The following is a 16,094-nucleotide window of genomic DNA, read 5'->3' as shown; positions in this document are numbered from 1 at the left end:
AGATGTGTATAAGAGACAGGGCCTGGAGTTCTCCACGGTCAGGCGCTGGGTGGCGACCTATCGGCTGCATGGTAGGCGGGGATTTCATCGCCAGGCCCGGTCCTATGACCTCCCGTTCAAACTGGCTGTCCTGGAGAAGATGAGCCAGGACGGCTTGTCCGGGCGGGAGGCCACCACCTACTTTCAAATTGGCGATGCCGGCGCGGTGGGGCGATGGCGGCGCCTGTATGCTCAAGGCGGTGCCCAAGCGTTGGCACCCCCTCCGCCGCCGCCCCGAAAGCCGATGAAAAAGACCCGTTCGTCCAAGCCACCTGAGGATATGAGCCGCGATGAGCTGCTCAAGGAAGTCGCCTATCTGCGTGCGGAGACCGACTACCTAAAAAAACTCGATGCCTTGATCCGGGAAGAGCAGGCGGCGCAGGACGCAAAGCGCAAGCCGTCCAAGGATTGAGGCAGGTTCATACGCTGTCGCTTCTGCTCGAAGCAGCTGAGCTGTCACGCAGTACGTTCTATTACCAGAACCATGTCCTGGCCCATCCGGATCAGGATGAGGCAGCCCTGTGCGAGCGCATCCGTGCAATCTACGATCAAAGCCAAGGGCGCTATGGCTATCGCACGGTGACGCTGGAATTAGCCAATCAGGGTCATCGGACCAATCACAAGCGGGTTCAGCGCCTGATGGGGGAGATGGGACTGAAATCGCGGGTGCGTGTGAAGCGCTACCAGGCCTTCAAGGGGGCGGCCAATGTTGTGGTTGGCAATGACCTCAATCGCCAGTTCCATGCCGAGCGGCCCAACCAGAAGTGGGTGACTGACGTGACCGAGTTCAAGGTGCAGGGCATGAAGCTGTACCTGTCGCCGATCATGGACCTCTACAACGGCGAAATCGTGGCTTATCAGATCAAGCGTCGGCCCGTATTTGATCTGGTGGGTCAAATGCTGGAGGAGGCCATCAAGAAGCTTTCCCCGGATGAGCGCCCCATGATCCACTCCGACCAGGGCTGGCAGTACCAGCATGAAAACTACCGGCACATGCTGGAAAAGCACTCGTTGAAGCAAAGCATGTCCCGGCGCGGCAACTGCCTGGACAATGCGGCGATGGAGAGCTTCTTTGGAACGCTGAAGTCGGAATTCTTCTACCTGAACAGCTTTGACAGCCTCGAGAGTCTGGAGGCTGGGCTGGTGGAATACATCCAGTACTACAACGAAGAACGCATCAAACTGAAACTGAAAGGTCTGAGCCCGGTAAAGTACCGGGAGCAGGCCCAATCGGCCGCCTGACCCCGTCCAAGTCTCGGGGGTCACTTCAGGACGGGTTCACGGCGTCCCCCGCGAACCCACCCCGCCCGGCCCAGCGCGGCTTTTGCTTCTGGCTTCAGCGATCAACCCACAGCCACGAGGGGCTGCGCCGTTGGCCGGAAACTCAGTACCGCTTGATCCCCGGCACCGTGCAGCCTTCCAGCTGCGCATGCGCCGACACCGCATTCTCCTTCTCGCCGCGCGCCAGACGCGACTGCTCGATCGTCGCCCAGTGCCGGCGGCACAGCGGCCCGGTCTTCGAGCCCAGATCCACCGCCTTGCGCGCGAACGTCTCAGCCTGTGCCCATTGGCCCTGCAACAGCGCCAGCTCGGCACGCTCCTGCAACACCGCCGGGTCACCGGCCACGATTTCCAGCGCGTGGTCCAGGCTGCTGGCGGCGCCGGCCAGGTCGTTGGCCTGACGCTGCGTCTGTGCAGTCACCCGCAGGTCTTCCACCTGCGAATCACGCAGAGGCTGCACCGACAGCTCCTTGTCGTCCGGACCTGCGGCCGCATCCACCGCAGCCAGGCGCTGTGCCGGCGTGGTGGTATCAACCGGCGGCTTGGCCACCGGCGGTGCGCTGCTGACGCAGGCGGCCAGGGCCAGGCTGAGGCCGGTCAGGGCCAGGGGCTGCAGCAGGGATCGCATGTTCATCGGCATCATCGGCTCGGAGGAGGAGTGGCGGCGGCGGGCGCCGCAGCAGGTTCAGCAGGCGGCTCAGGCTTGCGGTCCAGGCCGAACCAGCTACGCCAGCCACCGCCCTCGCCTTCGGCACCCTGCCCGTCCGGCGACACCGCCGGCGCACACGGTGCATAGGCCGGCGCGTAGCCCACCACGAACGGGAAACGACGCGCGCCCGGACAGCCTTCATCCGTGCTGTTGAGTCCGGTCGGCGCCACCGACTGCCAGTCCAGGCCCTTGTTGCTGACCCGCAGCGGCGCACTCGGCAGGCGCTGGAAGATGCCCGACCACACCCGCATCGCACCGGTGGCACCGTACAGGCCGGCCTGCTCGTTCTGGTCGTTGCCGATCCAGATCACCGCCAGATGATCGCCGGTGTAACCGGCGTACCAACTGTCACGGCCATCGTTGGTGGTACCGGTCTTGCCGGCCGGCTGCAGGCGGCCGAGGCCATCGGCGTTGAGCCGCTGCGCGGTGCCGCTGGCAACCACCTGCTGCAGGCCGACACTGATCAGGTTGGCGGCAATCGAGTCGCCTTCCTGGGCCGGTGCCGGGGTCTTGTCGTAACGCTTGAGCAGCTTGCCCTGCGGATCGAGCACGCCACGCACCGCATGCAGCGGCTGGATTTCGCCACCGGACGCGAGGAACTGGTACAGCTGGGCCATCGCGTACGGGCTCTGGTCGGTCGAACCGAGAATCACCGCCGGATTCGCCTCGGCCTTGATGCCGGCCAGCACGTGGATCAGCTGGGTCACGCGCTCGGGGCCGACCTGCATGCCCACGCGCACCGTGGCCTGGTTGTAGGAATGCGCCAGCGCGTCGATCAGGCGCACGGTGCCGTGGCTGCGGTTGTCCGCGTTGCCCGGGTTCCAGTTGCGGCCGCGGCCGAGCTGCACGGTCACCGGTGAATCGTCGACCCAGCTGGCCAGCGAGTAGCGGTCCGGCTGCGCCAACGCGAGCAGGTACACGAACGGCTTCAGCAACGAGCCGACCGGGCGCTGTGCTTCGATCGCACGGTTGAAGCCGACTTCGGACACTTCACGGCTGCCGATTACCGCCAGCACGTCACCGTTGTGCACGTCGGTCAGCACCATGCCGGCCTGCAGTTCGGGGCGACGCTTGCTCTCCAGCGACTTGATGGTGCGGGTCACCGCGCCTTCGGCATAGGCCTGCGCGGACGGCGACATACCGGTCATCACGCTCAGGCCGGCGCCCTGCAGGGCAGATTCCGGATAGTCGTGACCCAGTTGGCGGCGGACCAGATCGACATAGGCGGGGAAGCGGTTGGCGGCAACCAGGCCCGGCGTCTTGGGCACGCCCAGCGGGGCCTTCAACGCACGCTGGTACTCGGCGTCATCGATCAGCGTGGCTTCGTGCAGTTTGCCCAGCACGAAGTTGCGGCGATCCAGCGCGCGTTCCGGATTGCGCCGCGGGTCGTAGAAGGACGGGCCCTTGACCAGGCCGATCAGCAGCGCGATCTGCTCGGTCTCCAGCGACTGCAGGTCGCGACCGAACCAGAACTCGGCGCCAGAGGACATGCCATGGATGGCCTGGCTGCCACGCTGGCCCAGGTACACCTGGTTGAGGTAGGCCTCGAAGATGGTGCGCTTGTCGTAGCGCGCTTCCATGATCAGCGCGTAGAGCACTTCGTTGAATTTGCGGGTAACCGTCTGCTCCTTGCCGATGCCGAGCAGGCCGCTGCGGGCCAGCTGCTGGGTCAGCGTAGAGGCGCCCTGGCGGCTCTGGCCACCGGAGCGGATGGTCACCCACACCGCACGGGCGATGCCGGACAGGTCGATGCCGTGGTGGCGGTTGAAGTCCTTGTCCTCCACCGCCTGCAGGCCGGTCACCAGCAGGTCCGGCGCCTCGTCCATGCGGATCAGGCGGCGTTCTTCCTGCTTCTGGCCGTACAGGGTGGCGATGCGTGCCGGGTCCAACCGCGCGGCCTTCAAGGCCTTGCGGTTGTCGGCGTCGCGCAGCGAGGCGACCGCACCATCGGCCAGTGACAACTCGAGCCGGCGCGGGGCAACCCGGCCATCGACGTCGTTGTAGCCGCGGCTGGAGATGACGAAGCGCCCGCCGTTCACCGCATAGGTGGCCGGCTCCTTGCCCTGGCCGTCATCGCGGTAGGCGGAGGCGGCCAGCTCGGTCTTGAGCGTGGACGCATCCATCGCCTTGCCGGGGGTGAGCACCAGCGGGCGCGCGTAGACGCGCGTCGGGATCTGCCAGCGCAGCTCGCCGAAACGCTGGGTCACCTGCTGGTTCAGGTACAGCGTATAGGGAATGAGGAAACCCAATCCCAACGCGACCGCAGCCATGCTCCAGGTGATCAGCCGGCGCCGCCACAGCGGGCCGTTGTCCTGCTGTTCGTCGTCGTCGAAATCGTCGATGTCGTCGGAATCGTAGCGTCGGGGCACGGGAATGCGAGAATGTAGGGTCTGGCGAGTCTACCCCAGCCGCTGCGGCTGGCGAATTCTCCCGGGTTCCCCTGCTTAAGCTGGAGTTGCAACCGGATGGCGATGTCCCTGGCCGAGATCCGATACCTGATCAACCGCCTCACGGGCCTGGCCCGCCGGAGCCTGGCCAGCCTGCGTACCCGTGGGTGGCGGGCGACCTGGCAGCGCATCCGCGTGCATACCCAGCGCGCCGTTCCCGCGCCGCGAACGCCGCTGTTCCTGCCGCCGGCACAGGATTTCGCCCCCTTCACGGTGCCGTTCAGCGAAACGCCGCAAGTGAGTATCGTCATCCCGGTCTACAACCACGTCGGCCATACCCTGGCCTGCCTGCGCGCCCTGGCGGCACATCCGCCGCTGGCGGCGTGCGAGATCCTGGTCGTGGATGACGGCAGCAGCGACGCCACCGTGCAGTGGATGCCGCAGGTCGCCGGACTGCGCTATGAGGTGCGCGAGCACAACGGCGGCTTCATCGAGGCCTGCAACGATGGCGTGTCGCGCGCACGCGGCCGCTATGTGGTGCTGCTCAACAACGATACGGTGCCACAGCCGGGCTGGCTGGATGCCCTGCTGGACACGTTCGCCAGCACACCCGACGCCGGCCTGGTCGGCAGCCAGCTGCTGTACCCGGATGGCCGCCTGCAGGAATCAGGGGGTGTGATCTTCGCCAACGGCAGCGGCTGGAGCTACGGCCGTTTCGAGGCGGCGGACGACCCACGCTTTGCCAGCCTGCGCGACGTCGACTACTGCTCCGGCGCGGCGCTGATGCTGCCGCGCGCCCTCTGGCAGCAGCTGGGCGGCTTCGATACCCGTTACAAGCCGGCGTACTACGAGGACACCGACCTGGCCTTCCGCGTTCGCGCCCAGGGCCTGCGTGTGCTGGTGCAACCAGCCAGCCGGGTGATCCACGATGAAGGCACCAGCAACGGCACCGATACCGGCAGCGGTGTGAAGGCCTACCAGGTGCGCAACCAGGCCATCTTCGCCGCCCGCTGGGCCACCGAGCTGGCCCGCCATCCGGCGGTGGGCGAAGTGCCGTCACCCGCGCTGCTGCTGCGTGGCCGACGCCAGGTGTTGATCCTGGACGAGGAAGTACCCCAACCGGATCGCGATTCGGCGTCACTGCGCCAGGTGAACCTGATCCGCCTGCTGCTGCAGGGCGGCGCTCATGTGGTGTTTGTTCCCACCCGCCGCGAACATGGCGGTGCCGCCACCGAAGCACTGCAGCGGATGGGCGTGGAAGTCTGGTATGCGCCGTTCCTCGATGGCGTCGCCAGCTGGCTGCGAACGCACGGTGCGCGTTTCCACGTGGCGCTGCTGGTCCGCCACCATGTCGCCCACGAGTGCCTGCCGCTGCTGAAGCGCTATGCGCCGCAGGCCCGCACCGTGTTCGACACCGTGGACCTGCACTACCTGCGCGAACGTCGTGGTGCCGAAGTCGCCGGTGATGCCGGGTTGCTGCGCGCCGCCGAGCGCACCCGCGCCAGCGAGCTGGCGGTGATGGAGCAGTGCGACGTCACCGTGCTGGTCAGTGCCGCCGAGCGCGAGCAGCTGCAGGCCGACGCCCCTTCCGTGCAGGTGGAGCTGATCTCCAACCTGCACGACGTCGCCGGCGCGGGCAAGTCGTTCGAACAGCGCCATGATCTGGTGTTTGTCGGCGGCTTCCGTCATCCGCCGAACCTGGATGCCATGGAGTGGTTCATCGGCGAAGTCTTTGCCGGCATCCGCGCCCGCCTGCCCGAGGTACGCCTGCACTGCATCGGTGCCGCCACACCGGAATCGCTGCTGGCATTGGCCGCACGCCAGCCCGGCGTGCAGATGCACGGTTTCGTCGAGGACATCACGCCCTACATGGACGGCGCACGCATTTCCATCGCGCCGCTGCGTTTCGGCGCCGGCGTGAAGGGCAAGATCAACCTGAGCATGGCCCATGGCCAGCCGGTGGTAGGCACCACCTGCGCTGTAGAAGGAATGCACCTGCACCCGGGCCAGGACGTGCTGGTGGCCGATGATGCGGCGGGCTTCGCCGATGCGGTGGTCCGCCTGTACCAGGATCCGCAGCTGTGGCAGCAGTTGTCCGACGCCGGCCTGGCCAACATCGCAGAGCACTTCTCCCTCGACGCTGCCCGCGCGACCGTGCAGCGGGTGTTCTTCACCTAATCAGGGCGACCGCCGGCGCGGCGCAGGCGGTCTTCGAACGCCGGCAGCTCGGCCAGGTCCGGTTGCAGCAGCCGGGCCTGTTCCGCGGCGTGTGCGGCAAACGCCAGGTCTCCAGTGCCGAGCCGTTCGCTGCCGATCGCCAGCCAGCGCTGGGCCAGGCGCAGGCGTGCTGAGGGAAGCCCGGCCGCGGTCGGCGACAGGGTCTGCCACGCCTGCAGGCAGGCACCGGCCGCCTGCACGCGATTCTGCCGCAGGTTGTCGTCGAAGCAGCGGCGACTGGCGGGCAGCAGCCGCGCTGCGGCAGCCTTCACCCGTGCATCGCGTGGCGCCAGTGACTGCGCTTCGCGCAACGCGTCGAACGCACTGTGGCCGGGGGGGCTGATCCATTGCCCGGCACGTTCGGCGCGCTCGATCCTGCGCAGGTGGTCGCGCAGTTGGCGCTCGCGCTGCGTGTTGCTGACCGCCGGCTGCTGCAGCGCCTTCTGCGCCTGTTGGGCGCGCTGCAGGCGTTGCGCGAGCTGCTGTTGCGCGGCCGGCGAAGCACCCAGTTCCGCTGCCAGCGCGGCATCGGCCTGCGCCGCTTCGAACTGGAAATCGTCGGCCTGCTGCTGGCTGCGTGCCAGCGCCGCCTGCAAGGTCTGTTCGCGGCCGCGCTGGGCACTGGAATCATCAACCGCCACTGCCAGCACGGCGAGAAATCCCTTCGCTGCCGATTCCAGCTGCCGACGCTGCAAGGCGCGCTGGGCCTGGCGCAGGCGCTGGTCGACGGCCTGTGCCAATGCTTCCTGGCTGGCGGGCAGATCGGCGTGGCCGGCATCGAACTGGCGCGCACGCTGCAGTATCGCGGCTGCCTCGGCCAGCTCGCCGCGCCCGGCCAGGATGCGGGCCTGCTGCAGCAGATCGCTCAGTGCGTCCTCGCGACCTTCCAGCGCCGGCAGATTGTCCGGCTGCAGTACCAGGATGCGCTGGAACAGGGGCAGCGCGCTGCTGTCACCGTCGTCCAGCCGGCCCGCTGCAAAGGCGTTGCGCGCCTGCGCCAGCAGTGCACCGATGCCGGCGCCTGCGCTGCGCCGGGCCTGCAGCTGGCGTGCTACGGCGTCCGCATCGCCCTGCGGCACCTGCAGTTCCCGGGCCAGTGCCAGCGCCTGCGCGCTGCCTTCGAGGTCGTTGGCCTGCAGTTTTTCGCTGGCCTGCTGCAGGGCCGCGGCGCCGGTACGGGCCAGTCCCTCACGGGCCTGCGGACGATCACCATCCAGCGCCAGCACGGCCTGGTAGCGCTCACGCGCACCACTGCCATCGGCGGCACTCAGCCGCCCGGCCGCCAGTGCGCGATCGCCTTCGGCCAGCAACTGTTCGATCTGAGGCTCATCCCAGAACCAGTCGGCCAGCGGCTTGCGCAGCAGCACCAGCAGCACGAACACCGCCAGCGCCGCGATCAGCGCCCAGCGCCACACCCGGCGCGCGTGACGTGCCTGCAGCCACCACCAACGGCCTTCGCGGCGGACGCGGTCCAGCGCAGGATGTTCAGCGCCATGCGGGCGATGCGGAGGCTCGCGTTCCATGCGTGCAGGGTAGCCGGGGCAGCGTGAAGCTCAGCCGAGGCGACGCGCCTCGCTCACGCCGGGCAGCGCATCCAGCTTGCCCAGCAGGGTCGACAGCTGGCCGTAGTCGCTCACCTTCAGGCGCAGGCGCAGGTGGGCACGGCCACTGTTGCGCACGTTGTCACTGTGGATGTCGAGCACGTAGGCGTCTTCCTGGGCGATCAGGTTGGTGATGTCCTTCAGCAGCCAGCGGCGGTCGACTGCAGTGACCACCACGTCCACTTCGTAGCCGCCACCGGCCTGGCCCCACTCCACCGGCAGGATGCGCTGCGGGCTGGTGGCTGCCAGCCGGGCCAGCGCGGCACAGTCTGCACGATGCACGGTGACACCCCGGCTACGGGTCAGGTAGCCGACGATCGGTTCACCGGCCACTGGCTGGCAGCAACGCGCCAGCTGCACCAGCAGGTTGCCCACGCCCTGCACGGTGAACTTGGACTTGCCCAGGTTCTCGCGGCGCGCGGTCGGCCGCGGCAGGGCTGGCGCGGGCGTCGGCTGGCTCGCTGCACGTTCGGCTTCCAGCAGGGTACGACTGACCTGGTTCGGGCCGGTGTCACCCAGCGCCACCTGGATGTAGAGGTCGTCAACGCTGTCGGCATGGAACTTCTTCGCCGCCACCGCCAGATCAGAATGCTGCAGGCCCAGACGCTTCAGCTCGCGCTCGAGCAGTTCGCGCCCGGCCTGCACGTTGCGCGCGCGGTCCAGCTTGTGGAACCAGCTGCGCACCTTTTCGCGCGAGCGGTTGCTGGCCAGGAAGCCGTTGGCCGGCATCAGCCAGTCGCGGCGCGGATCGGCCTCCTTGCCGGTCAGGATCTCGACGCGGTCGCCGCTGCGCAGGCGGTAGGTCAGCGGCACGATACGGCCATTGACCTTCGCACCACGGCAGCGGTGGCCCACCATCGTGTGCACCTGGTAGGCGAAATCGAGCGGCGTGGCGCCCTGCGGCAGGTCCAGCACCTCGTCCTTCGGGCTCAGTGCATAGACCCGGTCCTCGGTCAGCTCGGCATCGAGCGCCCCGGCCAGTTCATTGCCCTGCCCATCCTGCGCCTGCTCCAGCAGCTGGCGCATCCAGGTGATCTTGCGGTCGAAGGACTTCTCCGCGCCCTTGCCGCCTTCCTTGTACTTCCAGTGCGCGGCCACGCCCAGCTCGGCCTGCGAATGCATCTCGTGGGTACGGATCTGCACTTCGATGGTGCGCCCTTCCGGGCCGACCACGGCGGTATGCAGCGAGCGATAGTCGTTGGCCTTGGGCCGGGCGATGTAGTCGTCGAACTCGCTGGGCACCGGCGCCCACAGCGCATGCACCACGCCCAGCGCGGCGTAGCAGGCGGCGACATCGTCGACCATGACGCGCACCGCACGGATGTCGTACAGCTGGTCGAACGCCAGTCGCTTCTTCTGCATCTTCCGCCAGATGCTGTAGATGTGCTTCGGGCGGCCACTGACCTCAGCCTTGATGCCCTGCGCGACCAGTTCGCGCGACAGCACCTTCTTGACGTTCTCGACGTAACGCTCGCGGGCGATGCGGGTTTCGTCCACCTCCCGCGCAATGCGCCGGTAGGTCTCCGGTTCCAGGTGGCGGAACGCCAGGTCCTCCAGCTCCCACTTCAGCTGCCAGATGCCCAGACGGTTGGCCAACGGCGCATGGATGTCGCGGGTCAGCTGCGCCAGCGCGCGGCGTTGCTCGTCGTCCAGCTTGTCGGCCGCGCGCATGCGCGCCAGCTGCCGCGCCAGCAGGATGGGCACCACGCGCAGGTCACGGATGATCGCCAGCAGCAGGCGGCGCAGGCCCTCGCTGTTGCGCCCGGCCTCACGGCCGGCATGCAGTGCCCAGACCGGGTCGGCCGCATCCTGGCCATCCAGCAGGCCGATCACTGCGGCCTTATGGTTGCCCAGCGGCAGTTGCTCCAGGCTGGCGCGCAGGCCGGGCAGATCGAACAGCAGGGCCGCGACCACCGCGCCTTCGTCGGCCGAGAGCATCGCCAGTGCGTCGAGGGTGTCGCCCAGCACCGACCAGCTGGCGCGCATCTGATGGTCGCAGTCCGGCGCTTCCCAGTGCCCGCGCAGGGCCTGGCGCAGCGGAGCAGGCAGCACGGCTGCCGAGGGGCGGTTCAACAAGGCATCCAGGCCGGGGACGGAAGCGCGGTTCACAGCATCGAGCAGGCAAGACAGAGGCCCCTACACTAGCGCCGGCGCCGTTCAGGGACAATCACCGCGGCCACCATCACCCGGCATGAAGACATGCCGCTACACTCGCGGGCAAACCCAGGAGAGTCCCGACATGTCCTCGATCGTTCCGCGTTTCCGCCTACGGCTGCTGGCCTGTGCCGCACTGTTGCTGTCCCTGTCGGCGCCTGCGCTGGCCCAGCGCGTGGTGGAGGGTGACCTGCAGCAGCAGATGTCACCGGCCGAGTTCAAGGCGGCCGGCCTGGACAAGCTCAACGCGCAGGAACTGGCCACGCTGAACCGCTGGCTGCAGGGCAAGGTCGAAGCGGCCACCACCCAGGCGGTTGCGGCCGTACGGGAAACGGCGCGCGAGGAAGGCCGTCAGGAAGTGATCGTGAAGAACCGCGGCTTCTTCGATTTCGGCAGCAGCGAGCCGATCACCGGCGTGCTGCAGGGCGAGTTCCGCGGCTTCGGCAAAGGCCGCATCTACGTGCTGGACAACGGCCAGGAATGGGAGCAGACCGACACGTCCACGACCCCTGGGGTGCGCAAGCAGTCGCCAAACGTCAGTATCAAGCCCGGAATGCTCGGTGTCTGGTACATGAAGATCGAAGGCGTGAACGTACAACCGAAGGTACGCCGTACCAAGTAACGGCTTGCCTGTCCTGTGGAGCTTGGCGGATGCTCGGCTGCTTTCCGATGGACCGCGATCGTCCATCGCCAGCAGTCGAGCATCGGCTCGGCGCTACAGGACAGGATTCACGCCTGGCGCAATGCGGTCACCCGCTGCGCCAGCTTCTTCGCCGAGATGCCGGTGCGTGCACCCAGCTCCTGCGCGAACAGCGATACCCGCAGCTCTTCCAGGTCCCAGCGCAGGGCCTGCCACTGCGGGCGCTCGCGCAGTCCCTGCTGCTCCCCCGCTTCCAGCGCTTCCAGGAAGGGATGCAGTTCCAGCATGCGTGCCTGGTCACGTGGCGGATCACGCTTGGCGCGCTCGGTGCGCAGGATCATCGCCTTCAGATAGCGCGGGTACTGTGCCAGCGCGTCAGCCGGCGTATCGCGCAGGAAGCCGGGATGGATCAGGCCGACCAGCTGCGCTTCCATGTCGTCCAGATTGCCGCGCGCCCAGCCCATCAACGGTGCTTCCAGCATCGGCTTCAGTTCCGCCACCAGGGCCAGGATGGTCTCGGCCAGTTTCAGCCGCGACATGGCCTCGCCGAACAACGCCTTGGCCGCATGCTCACGTCGCTGTTCGAAGGCCGCCGCATCGCGGATGTCTTCCAGCCCCTCGGCCAGCACCGCGTTCATCGCCGCATCGACCAGGTCACCACGCAGGCGCTCCTGCGACTCGATCGCCGCATACAACAGGCCGGTCTTGGCACCGACCGGAAGCTGCTTGCGTGCCTGCTTCACCTTCTCGGCCAGGGCAATCTCCAGCAGACGGCGCACGCCCAGCGGATGGGCCTCCAGCGCCTGCTGGCGATCGGCGAAGATGCGCAGCGCCACGCTGTCGCCCTCATCCAGCAGCGCCGGATAAGCCGGCACGCCCGCTTCACCGGGTACCTGCAGCGGAATCGGCGTGGCCGGGAACGTGCGCAGGCCATCGGCGGCCATCTCGCGCCCAGCGCGTGCAGCGAAGGCATCGCCGGCACGACCACCGAATTTCGCGCGCAGCGTGTCCAGATCGCGCGAGGTCGCCAGCACCTTGCCCTGCTCGTCGCGCAGCCGCAGGTTCATGTGCAGGTGCGGTTCGATCGAACCAGGCTCGAAATCGAGCGCGGTCACCGTTGCGCCGGTCGCACGTGACAGGAAGCGCGCCAGTTCGCCGGTGATGGCATCGGCGCTGGGCTGCGGGAACGCCTCGTAGAACGCGCGACCGAAGTCCGGTGCCGGCACGTAGTTGCGGCGCATCGCCTTGGGCAGGCTGCGGATCAGTGCCGAGGCCTTGTCGGCGACGAAACCCGGCGCCAGCCAGCCCAGTTGCACCGGGTCCAGTGCGTTGAGCAGGTGCAGCGGTACGTCCAGGGTCACGCCATCGTCGTCGGCACCCGGTTCGAAGCGGTAATGCAGCGGCAGGCGCGCCTGGCCCAGCGGCAGGTACTTCGGATAGCGCTCCTGTTCGCTACCCTCACCCGGCAACAGATCGACCAGCGACCAGTGCAGGGTCTTGCGCTGTTCCGGTGCCAGCCCCTTCCACCAGGTATCCAGCCCCGCGGCCGAATGGATCTGCGGTGGCACCCTGTCCAGGTACCAGCGCGCCTGCCAGTCCTCGTCGGCGACGATGCCGGCGCGGCGCAGCTTGGCTTCTTCTTCGCGGGCGATCTCCAGCACTTTCTGGTTGTCCGCCACGAAGCTGGCGCGGGTGTTGATCTCGCCGGTCACCAGTGCCTGGCGCACGAAGATGTCGTGCGCTTCGCCCGGCGCGATGCGACCGTAGTGCACCGGCTTCTTCGGCGCCAGCACCAGGCCGAACAGGCTGATCTGCTCGGAGGCCAGCACTTGGCCCTGCGCGCGCGACCAGTGCGGGTCGAAGTGCTTGCGCAGCAGCAGGTGCGGCAGCTCGGCGATGACCCAGTCAGGCTCGATCGCGGCCAGCGTCATGCCCCACACCTTCTGCGTATCCAGCAGGTTGGCCACCAGCAGCCACGGCGGCGGCCGCTTGGACAGCGCCGAGCCCGGGAACGGCAGGAAGCGGCGCTGGCGCGGCGCCTGGAAGTCACCCTTCTCGGTGCGGTGGCCGATCTGCGTCGGCAGGCCCGCCACCAGCGCCCGATGCAGTGTCTGGTACGCAGCGGCACGCACGCGTTCGCTGAAACCGCCGCCAACCGGTGCCTGTCCCTTCTGCGCACGCACGGGCACTGGCGCCGGGGCCGCCTCGGCCTTGCCTTCGCGGGCCAGGCGCGCGGCACGGTGCAGCTGTCCACGGGTGGCCTTCACTGCAGCGGCGTCATCGCGCGCCGGAGCCGGTGCACTGCTGCCGGCCAGCAGCGGTGCCATCGAGGCCTCGTTGGCCTCTTCCTTCCAGCCCAGTTCCTCGCACAGCAGGCGCAGTTGGCGATGCAGCTCGCGCCACTCGCGCATGCGCAGGAAGCCAAGGAAGTGGCGGCCGCACCAGTCACGCAGCTTGGACTGGGTCAGGTCTTCATGAGCCTGCCGATAGGTATCCCACAGGCGTAGCACACCAACGAATTCGGACCGCCCGTCGGCGAACTGCGCATGCGCGCTGTCGGCTGCACCGCGGGCTTCCGGCGGGCGTTCGCGCGGGTCCTGGATGCCTAGGAACGAGGCGATCACCAGCATCGGCCGCAGGCAGCCGGCAGCCTGCGCGGCCACCAGCATGCGCGCCAGCTTCACGTCCACCGGCAGGCGTGCCATCTGCCTGCCGATGGTGGTCATGCGCCGCTCGGCGTCGATCGCGCCCAGTTCGGTCAGCTGCTGCCAGCCATCGGCCACCGCACGCTCGTCCGGCGCTTCCAGGAACGGGAACTCTTCGATGCGGCCCAGGCCCAGCTGCAGCATGCGCAGGATCACCCCGGCCAGGCTGGAGCGGCGGATTTCCGGATCGGTGAACTCGGGCCGCGCCTGGAAATCGGCCTCGGCATACAGGCGGTAGCAGATGCCCTCGGCGATACGGCCGCAGCGGCCCTTGCGCTGGTTGGCGCTGGCCTGCGAGATCGGCTCGATGTGCAGGCGGTCGAGCTTGTTGCGCGGGCTGTAGCGCTTGACGCGGGCAAAGCCCGGATCGACCACGTAGCGGATGCGCGGCACCGTCAGCGAGGTTTCCGCCACGTTGGTGGCCAGCACGATGCGCCGGTTCGGTCCGGGGTTGAACACCCGGTCCTGGTCCTGGTTGGACAGGCGCGCGTACAGCGGCAGCACCTCGGTATTGCGGTACTTGCGGCGCTCCAGCGACTGGTGTGCATCGCGGATCTCGCGCTCACCCGGCAGGAAGATCAGCACGTCGCCGCGCGCATCCAGGCGGGTGATCTCGTCGATGGCCGACACGATGGCGTCGTTGACGGTGCGCTCGCCCTGGTCTTCGCCCTCGCCTTCCAGCGCGCGATAGCGCACTTCCACCGGGTAGGTGCGGCCTTCAACGCTGATCACCGGCGCATTGTCGAAATGCTGGGCGAAGCGTTCGGTGTCGATGGTGGCCGAAGTGACGATCAGCTTCAGGTCCGGGCGCTTGCGCAGCAGCTGCTTCAGGTAGCCCAGCAGGAAGTCGATGTTGAGGCTGCGTTCGTGCGCCTCGTCGACGATGATCGTGTCGTAGTTCGACAACCAGCGGTCACTGGCAATTTCCGCCAGCAGGATGCCGTCGGTCATGAACTTGATGCGGGTGTCTTCGCCGACCTTGTCGTTGAAGCGCACCTGGTAACCGACCAGCTGGCCCAGTTCGCTCTGCAGTTCCTGCGCCACGCGGCTGGCCACCGCACGTGCGGCAATCCGTCGCGGCTGGGTGCAGCCGATCATGCCGGCCTGGCCACGGCCTGCGGCCAGGCACAGTTTCGGCAGCTGGGTGGTCTTGCCCGAGCCGGTTTCACCAGCGATCACCACGACCTGGTGGTCGCGGATCAGCCCGATGATGGCGTCGGCTTCACGCGCAATCGGCAGCTGCGGGTCCAGAGTAATGGACGGCTGCTGCTGCGCCCGTGTCATCCGGCGCTGCACCGACGCCTGCAAGGCCTGCTCGAAAGTGGCGGCCAGTGCCGCATCCTGTGGCTTGGCCTGGCAACGCGAGAGCATCCCCAGCAAACGGCCCCGGTCGCGGCTCATGGCGCCGTCGATGGCGGCGCGCTGCTGGCGCAGGCGGGGCGATGGATTTTTATCGATAGAGTTCATCAATCGGTTCGTTCAAAACTTTGAAAGCGACCAGTCATCACGACCGGTTTATTGTGAAGGCCAACGATTCCACAAGGAGGAACCCCATGGCGAAGACCAAGAGCACGACCAAGGCCAAGACCGGCAAGCAGAAGCTTGCAGCGGCGGCACCGTCGGCGCCGAACATCGATATCGGGATCACCCAGGGCGACCGCAAGAAGATCGCCGACGGTCTGTCGCGCTTCCAGGCCGATGCGTTCACGCTCTACCTGAAGACGCACAACTTCCACTGGAACGTGACCGGGTCGATGTTCAACTCGCTGCACACCATGTTCGAGACGCAGTACACCGAGCAGTGGGCGGCACTGGACGACGTGGCCGAGCGCATCCGCGCGCTGGGCTTCAATGCCCCGGGCTCCTACCGGGAATTCGCTGCGCTGACCTCGATCGCCGAGGAACCGGGCCTGACCGACAGTGCGGACTGGCGTGAAATGGTACGCCAGTTGGTGGTCGCCAACGAAGCGGTCTGCCGTACGGCACGTGAAGTGCTGGACGTGGCGGCCAAGGGTGACGACGCCCCGACCGAGGATCTGATGACCCAGCGCCTGCAGACCCACGAGAAGTACGCCTGGATGCTGCGCTCGCTGCTGCAGTAAGGGTTGGGGGTGTTCGGCAGGGCTTGCAGCCCTGCACCTGCCGAGGCAACGTCAAGTTCAACGTCAACATCAAAAGCGGGTTTCCTGAGGGTTGGCGGGGTGGGTCCGGTTGAGGGGGACGCCGTAAACCCATCCATGAAGTGACCCCCGGGAGTTGGACACCAGATCCAACCCCGAGGGATACATGAACAAATACGACGCGCGTTTCAAACTGCAGGTCGCCAAAGAGGCCTGCAAGACCTCCACATCGGTCAAAGCC

At 67.4% G+C, this 16,094-nt stretch carries 10 protein-coding genes; 4 read left to right on the top strand and 6 right to left on the bottom strand.

Annotation, left to right across the window (positions count from 1 at the left end):
* Positions 1-1,281 (top strand): IS3 family transposase gene (locus AC5O77_RS20520; RefSeq protein ID WP_494507125.1). Its coding sequence is split into 2 segments (ribosomal slippage), with 1,282 coding nucleotides annotated over them: positions 1-377 and positions 377-1,281; the frame shifts between segments, so codons are not numbered across the junction. This gene is flagged as partial in the annotation.
* Between the two features lie 142 nt (positions 1,282-1,423).
* Here AC5O77_RS20520 and AC5O77_RS20515 read toward each other — a convergent pair.
* Positions 1,424-1,963: a hypothetical protein gene (locus AC5O77_RS20515; RefSeq protein WP_080355139.1), complete on the bottom strand. Its 540-nt coding sequence runs from the start codon at positions 1,961-1,963 to the stop codon at positions 1,424-1,426.
* Positions 1,960-4,398, bottom strand: coding sequence for a penicillin-binding protein 1B (gene mrcB / locus AC5O77_RS20510; protein WP_478058417.1), 2,439 nt, complete (start codon positions 4,396-4,398; stop codon positions 1,960-1,962). The genes AC5O77_RS20515 and mrcB overlap by 4 nt, the downstream gene beginning before the upstream one ends.
* A 96-nt stretch (positions 4,399-4,494) precedes the next feature.
* Here mrcB and AC5O77_RS20505 point away from each other — a divergent pair, with 96 nt between their 5' ends.
* A complete protein-coding gene (locus tag AC5O77_RS20505) occupies positions 4,495-6,594 on the top strand; it encodes a glycosyltransferase (RefSeq protein WP_478058416.1) in 2,100 nt (699 codons plus the stop codon).
* Here the strand turns inward: AC5O77_RS20505 and AC5O77_RS20500 are convergent.
* Positions 6,591-8,156: a hypothetical protein gene (locus AC5O77_RS20500; protein ID WP_478058415.1), complete on the bottom strand. Its 1,566-nt coding sequence runs from the start codon at positions 8,154-8,156 to the stop codon at positions 6,591-6,593. The two genes, AC5O77_RS20505 and AC5O77_RS20500, sit on opposite strands and share 4 nt — an antisense overlap.
* Before the next feature lie 30 nt (positions 8,157-8,186).
* Positions 8,187-10,343 carry a RelA/SpoT family protein gene (locus AC5O77_RS20495; RefSeq protein ID WP_049400498.1) on the bottom strand — a complete coding sequence of 719 codons (2,157 nt, stop codon included), beginning with the start codon at positions 10,341-10,343 and terminating at the stop codon, positions 8,187-8,189.
* A gap of 130 nt (positions 10,344-10,473) precedes the next feature.
* Here AC5O77_RS20495 and AC5O77_RS20490 point away from each other — a divergent pair, with 130 nt between their 5' ends.
* Positions 10,474-11,010: a hypothetical protein gene (locus AC5O77_RS20490; RefSeq protein ID WP_153855721.1), complete on the top strand. Its 537-nt coding sequence runs from the start codon at positions 10,474-10,476 to the stop codon at positions 11,008-11,010.
* A 107-nt stretch (positions 11,011-11,117) separates the two neighbouring features.
* Here AC5O77_RS20490 and hrpA read toward each other — a convergent pair whose 3' ends face one another.
* Positions 11,118-15,200, bottom strand: coding sequence for an ATP-dependent RNA helicase HrpA (hrpA, locus tag AC5O77_RS20485; RefSeq protein ID WP_478058414.1), 4,083 nt, complete (start codon positions 15,198-15,200; stop codon positions 11,118-11,120).
* A gap of 86 nt (positions 15,201-15,286) precedes the next feature.
* On the opposite strand from hrpA, the gene AC5O77_RS20480 reads away from it, so the two are divergent.
* On the top strand, positions 15,287-15,835 hold the full coding sequence (locus AC5O77_RS20480) for a Dps family protein (RefSeq protein ID WP_006439098.1): 549 nt from the start codon (positions 15,287-15,289) through the stop codon (positions 15,833-15,835).
* Positions 15,836-15,904: 69 nt separating this feature from the next.
* Here AC5O77_RS20480 and AC5O77_RS20475 read toward each other — a convergent pair.
* Positions 15,905-16,094: hypothetical protein (locus AC5O77_RS20475; protein WP_494507126.1), on the bottom strand; the 190-nt coding region annotated here is incomplete at its 5' end.

The sequence above is a fragment of the Stenotrophomonas sp. INTA L402-1 genome (genome assembly GCF_059295135.1).
This window is presented reverse-complemented; position numbering and strand designations above follow the sequence as displayed.